This is a genomic window from Meiothermus taiwanensis WR-220 (assembly GCF_003568585.1).
Taxonomy (GTDB): Bacteria; Deinococcota; Deinococci; order Deinococcales; family Thermaceae; genus Meiothermus; species Meiothermus taiwanensis.
Window position 1 is genome coordinate 519677 of record NZ_CP021130.1, and the last position, 13919, is coordinate 533595.

At 60.6% G+C, this 13919-nt stretch carries 18 protein-coding genes and 1 pseudogene; all 19 read left to right on the plus strand.

Annotation, left to right across the window (positions count from 1 at the left end; translation table 11 throughout):
* Positions 1-107 precede the first annotated feature (107 nt).
* Positions 108-1391 (plus strand): NAD(P)/FAD-dependent oxidoreductase, encoded by a 1284-nt coding sequence (locus MTAI_RS02610; RefSeq protein ID WP_027887520.1) that lies wholly within the window; start codon positions 108-110, stop codon positions 1389-1391.
* 607 nt (positions 1392-1998) lie between these two features.
* Positions 1999-3068: pseudogene (locus tag MTAI_RS02615) on the plus strand (integrase core domain-containing protein); the annotation flags it as partial.
* A 249-nt stretch (positions 3069-3317) separates the two neighbouring features.
* Positions 3318-3734, plus strand: a complete 417-nt coding sequence (gene rpsL / locus MTAI_RS02620; protein WP_013014872.1) for a 30S ribosomal protein S12 — start codon at positions 3318-3320, stop codon at positions 3732-3734.
* Positions 3735-3780: 46 nt separating this feature from the next.
* Positions 3781-4251, plus strand: coding sequence for a 30S ribosomal protein S7 (rpsG, locus tag MTAI_RS02625; RefSeq protein WP_027888959.1), 471 nt, complete (start codon positions 3781-3783; stop codon positions 4249-4251).
* A 2-nt stretch (positions 4252-4253) separates the two neighbouring features.
* The gene (fusA, locus tag MTAI_RS02630) at positions 4254-6347 is read left to right on the plus strand and encodes an elongation factor G (protein WP_027888960.1); all 2094 of its coding nucleotides are present in this window, start codon (positions 4254-4256) and stop codon (positions 6345-6347) included.
* A gap of 64 nt (positions 6348-6411) precedes the next feature.
* Positions 6412-7629 (plus strand): elongation factor Tu, encoded by a 1218-nt coding sequence (gene tuf / locus MTAI_RS02635; RefSeq protein WP_063843310.1) that lies wholly within the window; start codon positions 6412-6414, stop codon positions 7627-7629.
* A 12-nt stretch (positions 7630-7641) separates the two neighbouring features.
* Positions 7642-7956: a 30S ribosomal protein S10 gene (gene rpsJ / locus MTAI_RS02640; RefSeq protein WP_013014868.1), complete on the plus strand. Its 315-nt coding sequence runs from the start codon at positions 7642-7644 to the stop codon at positions 7954-7956.
* Entirely contained in the window at positions 7956-8600 is a 645-nt protein-coding gene (gene rplC, locus MTAI_RS02645) for a 50S ribosomal protein L3 (protein WP_027888538.1), read from the plus strand. Before rpsJ ends, rplC begins: the two co-directional genes overlap by 1 nt.
* Positions 8600-9220 carry a 50S ribosomal protein L4 gene (gene rplD, locus MTAI_RS02650; protein ID WP_027888539.1) on the plus strand — a complete coding sequence of 207 codons (621 nt, stop codon included), beginning with the start codon at positions 8600-8602 and terminating at the stop codon, positions 9218-9220. The genes rplC and rplD overlap by 1 nt, the downstream gene beginning before the upstream one ends.
* A complete protein-coding gene (locus MTAI_RS02655; RefSeq protein ID WP_013014865.1) occupies positions 9220-9510 on the plus strand; it encodes a 50S ribosomal protein L23 in 291 nt (96 codons plus the stop codon). The genes rplD and MTAI_RS02655 overlap by 1 nt, the downstream gene beginning before the upstream one ends.
* A gap of 185 nt (positions 9511-9695) precedes the next feature.
* Positions 9696-10523, plus strand: a complete 828-nt coding sequence (gene rplB / locus MTAI_RS02660) for a 50S ribosomal protein L2 (RefSeq protein ID WP_027888540.1) — start codon at positions 9696-9698, stop codon at positions 10521-10523.
* A 9-nt stretch (positions 10524-10532) separates the two neighbouring features.
* Positions 10533-10811, plus strand: a complete 279-nt coding sequence (rpsS, locus tag MTAI_RS02665) for a 30S ribosomal protein S19 (protein WP_013014863.1) — start codon at positions 10533-10535, stop codon at positions 10809-10811.
* A 121-nt stretch (positions 10812-10932) separates the two neighbouring features.
* On the plus strand, positions 10933-11319 hold the full coding sequence (gene rplV / locus MTAI_RS15215) for a 50S ribosomal protein L22 (RefSeq protein WP_223299656.1): 387 nt from the start codon (positions 10933-10935) through the stop codon (positions 11317-11319).
* Positions 11312-12073, plus strand: a complete 762-nt coding sequence (gene rpsC / locus MTAI_RS02675) for a 30S ribosomal protein S3 (protein WP_027888542.1) — start codon at positions 11312-11314, stop codon at positions 12071-12073. Before rplV ends, rpsC begins: the two co-directional genes overlap by 8 nt.
* Before the next feature lie 2 nt (positions 12074-12075).
* Positions 12076-12501, plus strand: a complete 426-nt coding sequence (gene rplP / locus MTAI_RS02680) for a 50S ribosomal protein L16 (protein ID WP_027888543.1) — start codon at positions 12076-12078, stop codon at positions 12499-12501.
* Positions 12479-12703, plus strand: a complete 225-nt coding sequence (rpmC, locus tag MTAI_RS02685; protein WP_027888544.1) for a 50S ribosomal protein L29 — start codon at positions 12479-12481, stop codon at positions 12701-12703. Before rplP ends, rpmC begins: the two co-directional genes overlap by 23 nt.
* A 14-nt stretch (positions 12704-12717) precedes the next feature.
* A complete protein-coding gene (gene rpsQ, locus MTAI_RS02690; RefSeq protein WP_027888545.1) occupies positions 12718-13011 on the plus strand; it encodes a 30S ribosomal protein S17 in 294 nt (97 codons plus the stop codon).
* Positions 13008-13376: a 50S ribosomal protein L14 gene (rplN, locus tag MTAI_RS02695; protein ID WP_013014857.1), complete on the plus strand. Its 369-nt coding sequence runs from the start codon at positions 13008-13010 to the stop codon at positions 13374-13376. Before rpsQ ends, rplN begins: the two co-directional genes overlap by 4 nt.
* Positions 13377-13580: 204 nt before the next feature.
* On the plus strand, positions 13581-13910 hold the full coding sequence (rplX, locus tag MTAI_RS02700) for a 50S ribosomal protein L24 (RefSeq protein ID WP_013014856.1): 330 nt from the start codon (positions 13581-13583) through the stop codon (positions 13908-13910).
* Positions 13911-13919: the final 9 nt, after the last annotated feature.

Sequence of the window (13919 nt, forward strand, 5' to 3'; positions counted from 1 at the left end):
CATGAAAGGTGGCAGAAACCCCTAAACTACTTGTGAAAAGAAGTACAATCGAGTAAGGGGACAAAAGTCCCCAGCAGGTGGGGGCGGGGTTTCCCAGGAGGCATTGGATGGCGAACAAACACGTGGTGGTGCTGGGGGCTGGCTTTGCTGGTTTACACGCAGTGCGCGAACTTTCCCGCGAACCAGGGGTGCGGGTTACGCTGGTCGACCGCAACAACTATCACTTATTCCAGCCGCTTCTGTACCAGGTGGCCACCGCCGGCCTCGAGGCCCCCCAGATTGCTTTTCCCATACGCGCCTTCCTCCGCAAACACAAGAACGCCCGCTTTTTACTGGGTTCAGCCGAGGGTGTGGATCCCCAGGCCAGGGTTTTGTGGGTGGAGGGCCGTCCTATCGCCTACGACTATCTGATTGTGGGCACCGGGGCCCGCACCAACGACTTTGGCCTGCCGGGTGTGGCCCGGTATGGCTACGGCCTTAAAAACCTCGACGATGCCATGAAAATCCGCGATCGGATTCTCTCGGCTTGTGAGGAAGCGGTGCGCACCTCCGACCCCGCGAGGCGCAAGGCGCTACTGACCTTTGTGGTGGTGGGGGGTGGGCCCACCGGGGTGGAGCTGGCGGGGGCGTTGGGGGAACTGCGCCGCCATGTGGTCTCGAGGGACTATCCCGACCTCGACCTGTCGGAGTTTCGGGTTGTGCTAATCGAGGCCGGCCCCCGCCTGCTGGAGGCTTTTGCACCCTCGTCGGCCCAGTACGCACAGCGCTTTCTGGAAAAACTGGGGGTAGAGCTGATGTTGGGCGAGCAGGTGGTGGAAGTGACCCCCGATGCCGTCCGGCTACGAAGCGGCCTCACCCTGCCCAGCTTTACCGTGGTCTGGAGCGCTGGGGTTACGGGGCGGGCGCTGCCTGGGCTAACCCCGGCTCGAGGGAACCGCATAGCCACTACCCCGGAGCTTTATGTGCCCGATCATCCCTCGATTTACGTGGCGGGCGACCTGAATTACTTGGAGTACCGAGATGGCCGCCCCCATCCCCAGGTGGCCCCTACGGCTATGCAGCAAGGGGTGCTGGCCGCCCGCAATATCCTGCGTGAGCTGCGCGGCCAAGAGAAACGCCCTTTCAAATACAAAGAAAAAGGCAGCATGGCTACCCTGGGGCGCAGCCACGCCATCGCCGAGATCGGTGGCCTGAAGATGCACGGTTTTCTGGCCTGGGGGGCCTGGCTGGCGGTGCATCTTTACTATTTGATTGGCTTCCGCAACCGCGTGATGGTGCTTTCCAACTGGGCTTATAGCTACTTCACCTACGACTATGCGGTGCGGATTATGCATAACCGCCACAGCTTTACAGAGCAAGGTGAGCCGTCTGGTGATGCGGTGAGGCTCTAAATTGTGGACTGGCGCGGCTTTGGAATTGCCTCTACAATGGTTTCCTTAATTCGCATACTGGATCACCAATCCAGATTCGGTTGGTTCGGTGCCGCAAGAGGCGAACCAACCTGGCCGAAGGGATGCGTATCTTTCGCCAAGCGCGGCGAAAGATACCCTCTGGAGGTCTTTGCTTTGCATGACAATCTTTATTGAATCCGGTATGAAGGCCCACGGCAGGAGCCAGGGAATATTTACCGACTGGGATACAGGACTGTGCTATGCTTTCGAGCAAACAGGCCCTGGCCTGCCGTAGGCAGCGATAGGTTAGCAAAGGAGGTCTTAATTAAGTCTGAATTCGGCCAGCCGGCTGCGGTACTGCTCGGCCAGCGTAGTGTATTGGGGCCTCCTCCAGTAGGGCGCTGGCCTACCGGGCGCTAAGCCGAACCACCGGCTGAGGCGCCGAACTCACCGAATCTGGTATCATTCTGCTGAATCATTAAGCGTGGCAGCACCGTCTTTGTAGCCGCTCCCCAAGCATATTTGCCCCTGTGCTCGGCCGGATACATGTGAGACTCTGAGCGAAAGAGAATAGGGGGAACCGACTCTGGAAAGGAGGTTCCCCCAGATGCAGCTTACTACAGTTGGAAAACCCCTGCTCAAAGCCGCCAACCAAGCCAGCCAGCTCGAACAAGCAGGCGCCGGCGACCCCGTCGTGGCCGAGCGCCTGCGGAAGCTCAAACTGGTAGAGACCCTCAGAAAAAAGAAAGTTCCCTGGGACGAAGTCCAAAAGCTGGTAGGCATCAGCAAGGCCACCTACCACCGCTGGAAAAAAAGACTCGAAGAACAAGACCTTGCCGGCCTCAAACCCAAAAGCCGCAAACCCAGGAAGCTGCGCCGGAAGGTACACTGGAAACCCGATGTCCTCATACGCATAGAGCGGCTGCGCAAACAAAACCCCACCTGGGGCCGCTGGCGCATCGGGCAGAGACTGCACAGAGAGGGCTACACCCTAAGCGAACGCACGGTAGGACGCATCCTGAGCTACCTGGAGCGAAGCGGCCGGGTGGAGCCGGTGAGCGCTTTCCTGGCCAGAAACCGTAAGGCCCGTTTGCGCAGGAAGAGCCAGCGGCCCTATGCCCGGAGGAAGCCCGCGGAGTACACGGCGCTGCGGCCTGGGGATCTGGTACAGGTGGATACGCTGTGGGTGGATCTGGGGGACGGGACGGGTCTGCGGCAGTTTACGGCGGTGGACACGGTAAGCCGCTGGGGGACGGCGGGGGTGTACAGCCGGGCGAGTGCTAAGACGGCGCTGGATTTTCTGCAGCAGCTGGTGCGGCGATGTCCTTGTGTCATCCGTGCGATCCAGGTGGATGGGGGCAGCGAGTTCATGGCGGAGTTTGAGGAGGGTTGTCGGGTATTGGGGATAGAGCTTTTTGTTTTGCCGCCGAGGAGTCCGAAGCTGAACGGGATGGTAGAGCGGCTGCAGCGGACGTTTCGGGATGAGTTTTACACGCGGGCTTTACCGCTGGGGATAGAGGCTATTCAAGGGGAGCTGGAGGGTTATCTGGAGCACTACAACCTGCACCGGCCGCACATGGCCCTGGGGGGGTTGGCGCCGGTGGAGTACCTGGCTAAGCTACAGGAGGTGTCGGTTCCCCTGGAGTCTCAAATGTATTGACCGATTACAGCCCCTTGATTAACTTTTTGCGCCCGTATATACTTCTAGGGTTGCGTCGCCTCAGGCCAGCCCCGGCCCTGGGGCAACATCGGTTGCGCTCACGGGAAGGCCGTCGCGCACAGCGATTCTTGAGAATCTAGGGGCGAAACGCAGGCTGCCGGCCTGGTTCGCTTCTCGACGGGAACCCCGCACCGAGCGCAGCGCAAGTACGCAGAACTCCGTGTGGGGTTTTCGGTTTTTGAAGAAATCGAGTCAAACGAAAGGATGTGATTACACTGCCAACCATCAACCAACTCCTCCGTAAGGGCCGTACGCCGGTGGTCAAGAAGAGCAAGGTGCCTGCCCTCAAAGGAAGCCCCTTCCGCAAAGGGGTCTGCACCGTGGTGCGCACCGTAACCCCCAAGAAGCCCAACTCGGCGCTGCGCAAGGTAGCCAAGGTGCGCCTGTCCAGCCAGTACGAGGTGACCGCCTACATCCCGGGTGAAGGCCACAACCTGCAGGAGCACTCGGTGGTGCTGATCCGGGGGGGCCGTGTGAAAGACCTGCCGGGTGTGCGCTACCACATCGTGCGCGGTATCTACGACACCCAGGGTGTGAAGGATCGCAAGAAGAGCCGCTCCAAATACGGCACCAAGCGCCCCAAAGCCGATGCCAAGGGTGCAGCGGCCAAGGGTAAGAAGTAACTCTTCCAAGTGCCGCCCTACAGGGCGGTGCGAGCGAGGTTAAAGTATGTCGCGGAGAAGACAAGCAGAAATTCGCCAACTCGAGCCCGACCACCTCTATGGCGATGTGGTGGTCACCGCCTTCATCAACCGGATGATGCGCGATGGCAAGAAGAACCTGGCGGCTCGCATCTTTAGACAGGCCTGTGAGATTATCCAGGAGAAAAGCGGACAGGAGCCCCTAAAGGTGTTTAAGGCGGCCCTGGACAATGTGCGCCCCCGTGTGGAGGTGCGCAGCCGCCGGGTGGGTGGGGCCAACTACCAGGTGCCCGTCGAGGTATCGCCCCGCCGCCAGCAGACCCTGGCCATCCGCTGGATCGTGAACGCCTTCAACAGCCGGGGCGAGCGCGAGGCCCATCAGCGCCTAGCGGCTGAGCTGCTGGAAGCCGCCGAGGGGAAGGGCGGAGCGGTCAAAAAGAAAGAAGACGTTGAGCGTATGGCCGAAGCCAACCGAGCCTACGCCCACTACCGGTGGTAAGTATGTCCGTCAAGACTGGTTTTGACCTAAAACTCTTCCGCAACATCGGGATTGCGGCCCACATCGACGCCGGTAAGACCACCACTACCGAGCGCATCCTGTACTACACCGGGCGCATCCACAAAATCGGTGAGGTGCACGAAGGTGCGGCCACCATGGACTGGATGGAGCAGGAGCGCGAGCGCGGTATCACCATTACCGCAGCCGTAACCACTGCCAACTGGAAGCACAGTGGCACCGGCATCGAGCACCGCATCAACATCATCGACACCCCCGGCCACGTGGACTTCACCATCGAAGTGGAACGTTCCATGCGAGTGCTGGACGGTGCGGTGGCGGTCTTCGACGCTTCCCAGGGGGTGGAGCCCCAGTCCGAAACGGTCTGGCGCCAGGCCGACAAATACCGGGTGCCCCGTATTGCCTTCGCTAACAAGATGGACAAGACCGGGGCCGATATCTGGTTGGTGGTCAACACCATGAAGGAGCGCCTAGGGGCCCGGCCGGTGGTGATGCAGCTGCCCATTGGTCGTGAGGATACCTTCAAGGGCATCGTGGATGTGCTGCGCCAGAAGGCCTACATCTATGGCAACGACCTGGGCACCGACATCAAGGTGGTTGAGATCCCCGAGGAGCTGAAGGCCCAGGCTGCGGAGTACTACGAGAAGCTCGTGGAAACCGCCGCCGACTATGACGAGAACATCATGATGAAGTTCCTCGAGGGTGAGAAGCCCACCGAAGAGGAGCTCGTCCGGGCCATCCGTAAGGGCACCATTGCCATGGAGATCTTCCCGGTGTTCCTGGGGTCGGCCCTCAAGAACAAGGGTGTGCAGCTCCTTCTGGACGCGGTGGTGGATTACCTGCCTTCGCCGCTGGATATTCCTCCCATTAAGGGCAAAACCGAGAACGGCGAGGAGATCGAGCGCCCGGCCGATCCCAACGGCCCCCTGGCGGCCCTGGCCTTCAAAATCATGGCCGACCCCTACGTGGGCCGACTGACCTTTGTGCGTGTGTACTCCGGCACTCTAAGGTCGGGCTCGTACGTGCAGAACACCACCAAGGGCAAGAAAGAGCGTGTGGCCCGCCTGCTCCAGATGCACGCCAACCACCGCGAAGAGGTGGAAGAGCTGCGCGCGGGCGAGCTGGGTGCGGTGGTGGGCCTCAAGGAAACCATCACCGGTGACTCGCTGGTAGGGGATGGAGACGAGGCGATTATCCTCGAGTCCATTGAAGTGCCCGAGCCCGTAATCGACCTGGCCATCGAGCCCAAGACTAAAGCCGACCAGGACAAGCTCGGCGTGGCCCTTGCGCGCCTGGGTGAGGAAGACCCCACCTTCCGCGTCTCTACCGATCCCGAGACCGGCCAGACCATCATCTCGGGGATGGGTGAGCTGCACCTGGAGATCATTGTGGATCGCCTCAAGCGCGAGTTTAAGGTCGATGCCAATGTGGGTAAGCCCCAGGTGGCCTACCGCGAGACCATCACCCGCCCGGTGGATGTTGAGGGCAAGTTTGTGCGCCAGTCCGGTGGGCGCGGGCAGTACGGCCACGTCAAGATCAAGGCCGAGCCGCTGGGCCGGGGTTCGGGCTTCGAGTTCGTCAACGCCATCGTGGGCGGTGTGATTCCCAAGGAGTACATTCCCGCGGTGCAAAAAGGCATCGAGGAGGCCATGCAGTCGGGGCCCCTCACCGGCTTCCCCATCGTGGACATCAAGGTCACCCTCTACGACGGTAGCTACCACGAGGTGGACTCCTCGGAAATGGCCTTCAAGATCGCTGGCTCGATGGCTATCAAAGAGGCCATGGAGAAGGGTGGTGCAGCCATCCTCGAGCCCATCATGCGCGTCGAGGTCATCACCCCTGAGGAATTCCTGGGCTCCATCATCGGCGACTTGAACTCCCGTCGTGGGCAGATTCAAGGCATGGAAGAACGGGGCAACGCTCGGTTGGTGCGGGCCTTCGTTCCTCTGGCCGAGATGTTCGGCTATGCCAACGATATGCGCTCGATGAGCCAGGGGCGGGCCCAGTTCTCGATGTTCTTCGACCACTATGAGCAAGTGCCCCAAAACATCGCACAGAAGCTGATTAAGGGGCAATGAACAACCGGGTTGGGGTCAACCCGTGACCCCAACCCCCGATCACCACAGAAGGAGTGAAACTGCTATGGCGAAAGGCGTATTTGAGCGCACCAAACCCCACGTGAACGTGGGCACCATTGGACACGTAGACCACGGGAAGACCACCCTGACGGCGGCGATTACCTTTGTGGCGGCGGCGGTCAACCCCAACGTGGAGGTACAGGCCTACGACCAGATCGATAAGGCCCCGGAGGAGAAGGCCCGCGGCATCACCATCAACACCGCCCACGTGGAGTACGAGACCGAGAAGCGCCACTACTCCCACGTGGACTGCCCCGGCCACGCCGACTACGTCAAGAACATGATCACCGGGGCGGCCCAGATGGACGGGGCCATCCTGGTGGTCTCGGGCACCGACGGCCCCATGCCCCAGACCCGCGAGCACATCCTGCTGGCACGCCAGGTGGGGGTGCCTTACATCGTGGTCTTCCTGAACAAGATCGACATGGTGGACGACCCCGAGCTTTTGGATCTGGTGGAGATGGAGATCCGCGACCTGCTCAACCAGTACGAGTTCCCCGGGGACGACACCCCCATCATCCGCGGCTCGGGCCTGAAGGCGCTGGAGCACATGATGGCGAACCCCAAGACCCAGCGGGGTGAGAACGAGTGGGTGGATAAGATCTGGGAGCTGCTGGATGCCATCGACTCCTACATCCCCACCCCCCAGCGGGATGTGGACAAGCCCTTCTTGATGCCGGTGGAGGACGTGTTCACCATCACCGGGCGTGGTACCGTGGCCACCGGCCGGATTGAGCGCGGGAAGATCAAGACCGGTGAGGAAGTGGAGATCGTGGGGCTGCGGGAGACCCAGAAGACCGTGGTGACCGGGGTGGAGATGCACCGCAAGACCCTGAGCGAAGGGATTGCCGGGGACAACGTGGGGCTGCTGTTGCGGGGTGTGAGCCGCGAGGATGTGGAGCGGGGCCAGGTGCTGGCCAAGCCGGGGAGCGTCACGCCCCACACCAAGTTCGAGGCCTCGGTCTACGTTCTGAAGAAGGAAGAAGGGGGTCGGCACACCGGCTTCTTCACCAACTACCGCCCGCAGTTCTACTTCCGCACCACCGACGTGACCGGGGTGGTGGAGCTGCCCAAAGGGGTGGAGATGGTCATGCCCGGTGACAACGTCACCTTCACCGTCGAACTGATCAAGCCCATCGCCATGGAAGAAGGCCTGCGCTTCGCCATCCGTGAAGGCGGTCGCACCGTGGGCGCCGGCGTGGTGGCAAAAATTATCGAGTAAGGGAGGCCCTGAATGCCAAAGATTCGCATCAAACTTCGGGGCTTCGACCACAAGAGCTTGGATGCCTCGGCAGCCAAGATCGTGGAGACGGCCCGCCGCAGCGGGGCACAGGTTTCCGGCCCGGTGCCGCTGCCGACCCGTATCCGTCGTTTTACCGTGCTGCGGAGCCCCTTTAAGCACAAAGACAGCCGGGAACACTTTGAGCTGCGCACCCACAACCGACTGGTGGATATTTCCGACCCCACCCCCAAGACCATCGAGGGGCTGCGCAACCTCGACCTGCCCACCGGTGTCGAGATTGAGCTCAAGATGCTAGGAGGCCGCTAATGAAGGGCATCCTTGGGACTAAAGTGGGCATGACCCAGATCTGGAAGGGCGATAAGGCTGTGCCTGTAACGGTAATCCTGGCCGGCCCCTGCCCGGTGGTACAGCGCAAAACCATCGAGAAAGATGGGTATGAAGCGGTGCAGCTCGGCTTCCAGAGCCAGAAGCCCCAGCGGGTTAACAAGCCTGCGAAAGGTCATTTCGCCAAGGCCGGGGTGGAGCCGGTGAAGTACCTGCGCGAGATACGGGGCTTCAACCCTGAGGGCGACACCGTGACGGTAAGCATTTTCAATGTGGGGGAAGTGGTGGATGTAACCGGCACCTCCAAGGGTCACGGCTTTACCGGCGTGATGAAGAAGTGGAACTTTGCCGGTGGTTACGACTCGCACGGTGCCCACAAGATTCACCGCCATGGGGGTTCGATCGGTAACCGCAAGACCCCGGGCCGGGTTTTCAAAGGCAAGAAGATGGCCGGGCGCTGGGGCAATGAGCGGGTGACGATCCAGGGCCTCGAGGTCGTGGATGTGCTCGAGAACGAAAACCTGATTCTGGTCAAGGGGTCGGTGCCGGGGGCCAACGGCAGCCTGGTGGTGGTGCGCCAGACCAGTAAGGTGCCCGCCGTCAAGGCCGGAAAGGGAGGTAAGTGATGTACAACCTTCCGGTACTCGGAAGCAACAAGACTGTGGAAGCGGCGCTTCCCGAACAAGTGAAGAGCCATGTGCTCTACGAGGTGGTGCGCTGGCAGCTGGCTTCGCGCCGCCGGGGTACTGCGGCTACCAAAACCCGCGGCATGGTGAACTTCACCACCAAAAAAATGTACGCGCAAAAACACACCGGCCGGGCCCGCCACGGCGACTACGGCGCCCCCATCTTCGTGGGAGGTGGTACGGTTTTTGGGCCGCAGCCCCGCGACTACAGCTACACCCTGCCCAAGAAGGTGCGCAAGCTGGGCCTTGCGATGGCTCTGGCCGACCGTGCCAAGGAAGGTAAGTTCTTCCTGGTGGAAGACTTCCAGGGTGTGAATGGCAAAACCAAGGAGTTTGTGGCCTGGCTCAAAGCCCACAACCTCGAGGGCCCTTCCATCCTGCTGGTCACCAGCGACGAAAAAGTAGCCCGTGCGGCCCGCAACCTACCCAAGGTGCGGGTGCTGGCCCCCGAAGGACTCAACGTCTACGACATCATGCGTCAGGAGGCCTTGGTAATGGAGGCCTCGGCCTGGCCTGGTGTGCAATCCAGACTGGGTCAGGGGGAAGGGGGTGAGGCCTGATGAAAACGCCCCATGATGTGATCATTCAACCCGTTTTGTCGGAGAAGGCGTACAGCCGGTTCGCCGATGGGGTCTATACCTTCTGGGTGCACCCCAAGGCCAACAAGACCGAGATTGCCAACGCCGTGGAGGCCGCCTTCAAAGTCAAGGTGGTGCGGGTTAATACCCAGAACGTGCTGGGCAAGCACAAGCGCCTGGGCCGCTTTATGGGTAAGCGCCCCGACCGCAAGAAAGCCATCGTGACGGTGGCACCTGGACAGAAGATTGAAGCCCTGGAAGGACTGATCTGAGCCGGTTTGTTCCGAATGTAAGGGTTTTGATCGAGGGGGGCAAGTTTTGGAGCAAGTGATGCCCTCCAACCGCCTCGAGACCGAGCGTACATGCGCATCTCACGGCGCTGGACGATGACGGGGCAAAAATCCACTTGGCATCAGGGCGACTCGGTTAGCCCGTATCAAGTGAGAGGAAGAGCAAAATGGCAGTAAAGAAATTCAGACCCTATACCCCATCGCGCCGCTTTATGACGGTGGCCGACTTCTCTGAGCTGACCAAAAAGCGCCCTGAGAAGAGCCTCACCGCCCCGATGAAAAAAACCGGGGGGCGCAACAACCAAGGCCGCATCACCAGCCGTTTCATCTCCGGTGGGCACAAGCAGCTTTACCGCATCATCGACTTCCGTCGGCGGGATAAAGCTGGCATTCCTGCACGGGTAGCAGCCATCGAGTACGACCCCAACCGCACCGCCCGGATTGCCCTGCTGTTCTACCGCGACGGCGAAAAGCGCTATATCCTGGCCCCCGATGGGCTGAAGGTCGATACTATCGTCTCCAGCGGCCCCGAGGCGCCCATCTCGGTGGGCAACGCCCTACCGTTGCGCTTTATCCCGGTGGGTACGGTGATTCACGCAGTGGAGCTCGAGCCCGGCAAAGGTGCCAAAATGGCCCGCAGCGCCGGCACCAGCGTGCAGGTGCAGGGCCGCGAAGGCGATTACGTGATTTTGCGCCTGCCCTCCGGTGAGCTGCGCAAAGTGCACGGCGAGTGCTATGCCACCATTGGGGTGGTATCCAACGCCGATCACAAGAACATCGTGCTGGGCAAGGCCGGCCGTCGGCGCTGGTTGGGTCGCAAAGGCCATGTCCGCGGTACCGCCATGAACCCGGTGGATCACCCTCACGGTGGTGGGGAAGGCCGGGCGCCGCGGGGCCGTCCACCGGTCTCGCCCTGGGGCCAGCAGGCTAAAGGTCTCAAGACCCGCAAGAAAAAGAAGCCCTCGAGCGCACTCATCGTGTCTCGTCGCAAGTAGAGGTGAACTATGCCACGTAGCTTGAAAAAAGGAGTTTTTGTGGAAAGCCACCTGCTGGAAAAAGTCGAGGCGATGAACGCCAAAGGCGAAAAGCGGGTGATTAAGACCTGGAGCCGTCGGAGCACCATTGTGCCCGAGATGATCGGCCATACCCTGGCGGTTTACAACGGTAAGCAGCACGTGCCGGTTTATATCACCGAGCAGATGGTGGGGCATAAGCTGGGCGAGTTCTCGCCTACCCGCACCTACCGCGGCCATAGCAAAGAGGCCAAGACCGCTAAGAAATAAGGGGTGGAGAATGGAAGCTAGAAAACGTCTTAAGAAAGGCGAGCGCAGCGATATCCGCAAAGACCTGCGCGACGTACACTACCCCGGTTCGGCGGGCTTGCAGCGCTACGCCAAGCTCTCGTTGCGCAAGCGTAGTGAGACCCTCAAAGAAGAGAAGCCCCACACCTACGCCCTGGCCACGGCCCGCTATGTCCGCATGTCGCCACGCAAAGTACGCCTGGTGGTGGACCTGATTCGGGGTAAGAAGCTCGAGGAAGCTCGAGCCATCCTCAAATACACCCCCCACCGGGCTGCGGAGGTGGTGGCCAAGGTGCTCGAGTCGGCCGCGGCCAATGGTATGAACGACGATCGCAAAAACATGATCGAAGATCAGATCTATGTCAAAGCGGCCTATGTGGACGAGGGCCCGGCCATTAAGCGGGTGCTGCCTCGAGCCCGTGGCAGTGCCAACATGATCAAGAAGCGTACCAGCCACATCACCATCATCGTGGGGGAGAAAAATGGGTAACAAGATCAATCCCGTGGGGCTGCGCCTGGGTATCACCCGCGATTTTGAGTCGCGCTGGTACGCCGGCAAAAAGGCCTACGCCAAAACCCTGGAAGAAGATCGTCTAATCCGCGCCCTTATCGAGAAAGAGCTGTACCAGGCCGGCCTGGCCCGCATCGATATCGAGCGCGCCGCTGATAACGTTACCGTAATGGTTTATGCGGCCAAGCCCGGTGTGGTGATCGGGCGCGGGGGCGAGACCATCAAGCGCCTGCGCGAGACCTTGCAAAGCCGGTTTCCTGGTAAGACCGTGGCCCTCAACGTACAGGAGGTGGGTAACCCGAACCTCTCCGCGCCTTTGGTGGCCCAGCGTGTGGCTGAACAGATCGAGCGCCGTTTCGCGGTGCGCCGCAGCATTAAGCAAGCGGTGCAGCGGGTGCGGGAGTCGGGCGCACTGGGGGCCAAAATCGTGGTCTCGGGCCGTATCGGGGGTGCCGAGCAGGCCCGGGTTGAATGGGCTGCCGAGGGGCGGGTTCCCCTGCACACCCTGCGGGCCAACATCGACTATGGAACGGCCAGGGCCGAGACCACCTACGGCTCGCTTGGGGTCAAGGCCTATATTTTCATGGGTGAAGTGATCGGTGGTAAGAAGGTGGTGCCGGGCGCTGCGCCCGCTGCTCGTCCAGCCGCACCAAAACGCGATCAGGAAGGTAAGCCTCGTCGCCGCTCGGCGGTTCGCAAGGCTGGGGCGACGGGTAAAGAAGGGGGCGAATAAGCATGCTGATGCCCAAGCGCATGAAATACCGCAAGGCCCATCGGGGTCGTATGCGCGGTACGACCAAGGGCGGCGACTATGTAGCCTTTGGCGACTGGGGTTTGGTGGCGATGGAACCCTCCTGGGTTACCAGCCAGCAGATTGAGGCGGCCCGTGTGGCCATGGTGCGCCACTTCCGCCGTGGCGGTAAAATTTTCATCCGTATCTTCCCGGATAAGCCCTACACCAAGAAGCCGCTGGAAGTGCGGATGGGTAAAGGTAAAGGGAACGTGGAAGGGTATGTGGCTGTGGTAAAGCCGGGGCGCGTCATGTTCGAGGTGTCCGGCGTGACAGAAGAACAGGCTCGTGAGGCCTTGCGCCTGGCCGGCCATAAGCTGCCCATTAAGACCAAGGTGGTGAGACGCGATGCCTACGACGAAGCCCAGTGAGCTGCGCAAACTTTCGGTGGCCGAGCTGCAGAAGCGCATCCAGGACACCAAAAAAGAGCTGATGGAGCTGCGCTTCCAGGCCAGCATCGGTCAGCTAGATAAAAACCATCGGGTTTCGGAAGCCAGGCGGGAAATTGCCCGCATGATGACTGTGTTGAGCGAAAAAGTCAAAGCACAGGCGCCCCGCGCCAAGAAAGCCTGAGAGAGGAGTACGCAATGCCTAAAAAAGTTCTTACCGGCGTGGTGGTGAGCGATAAGGCGCAGAAGACCGTTACGGTTCTGGTCGAGCGCCAGATGCAGCACCCGCTGTATGGCAAGGTGATCAAGCAGTCCAAGAAATACCTTGCCCACGATGAAAACGATCAGTACAAGCTAGGGGACGTGGTGGAGATTCGGGAAGCCACCCCCATCTCCAAAAATAAGAAGTTTGTGGTGGTTGGGCGCCTCGAGGAAGGCCGCATGGATCTGGTGGAGCGCTACCTCTTGCGCAAGGAGCGTGGTAAAGCGTGATACAGCAAGAAACCGTACTGGAAGTCGCCGATAATACCGGTGCTCGTAAGATTGCCTGTATCCGGGTGATGGGCGGCCACTACCGCAAGTATGCCAGTGTGGGGGATGTAATTGTGGCCTCGGTGAAGGAGGCCATCCCCCGGGGCATGGTCAAGGAAGGTGACGTGGTCAAGGCGGTGGTGGTGCGCACGGCCAAGGAGATCCGCCGGCAGGATGGTTCTTCTATTCGCTTCGACACCAACGCCGCCGTGATCATCAACCAGCAGAACGAGCCTCGAGGTACCCGTGTTTTTGGGCCGGTGGCCCGCGAGCTGCGCGAGCGCGGCTTCATGAAGATTGTTTCACTAGCCCCCGAGGTACTCTAAGCCTTGAATGGGTTCGCGGGTTCTTGCCGTAGGCAAGTTGTTCCGATACACGGGGGGCCCTAGCTGGGTTCCTCGTCCCGCGCCCAGCCTGCTTTTTGGCAGGCGCTATGAATAGGATGCTTTTTGGGACGGTTTCTGCTAAACTTGGCATTTGGTGTCGAGAAATTGGCAGTTCCGGCCCTAAAGCAAAATCGGAGGAATTGAATGAAGGTACACGTTAAGAAAGGGGACACGGTGATTGTTCTTTCCGGCAAGGAAGGACTTCGCGGTGAAACCGGAAAAGTCAAGGCTGTTATGCCCAAGGAAGGGCTGGTCGTGGTCGAGGGGCTGAACCTTATCAAGCGCGCAGTGCGGCCCAACCCCCGCAACCCCCAGGGGGGCTTTATCGAGACCGAGGCGCCCATTCATGCCTCTAAGGTCATGCCGATTTGCCCGAGCTGCGAGAAGCCGACCCGCATTCGCAAGAAAGTGCTACCGGACGGCACCAAGGTGCGCGCCTGCGCTAAGTGCGATGGTGTGCTGGATACCAAATAAGGGGGTTGT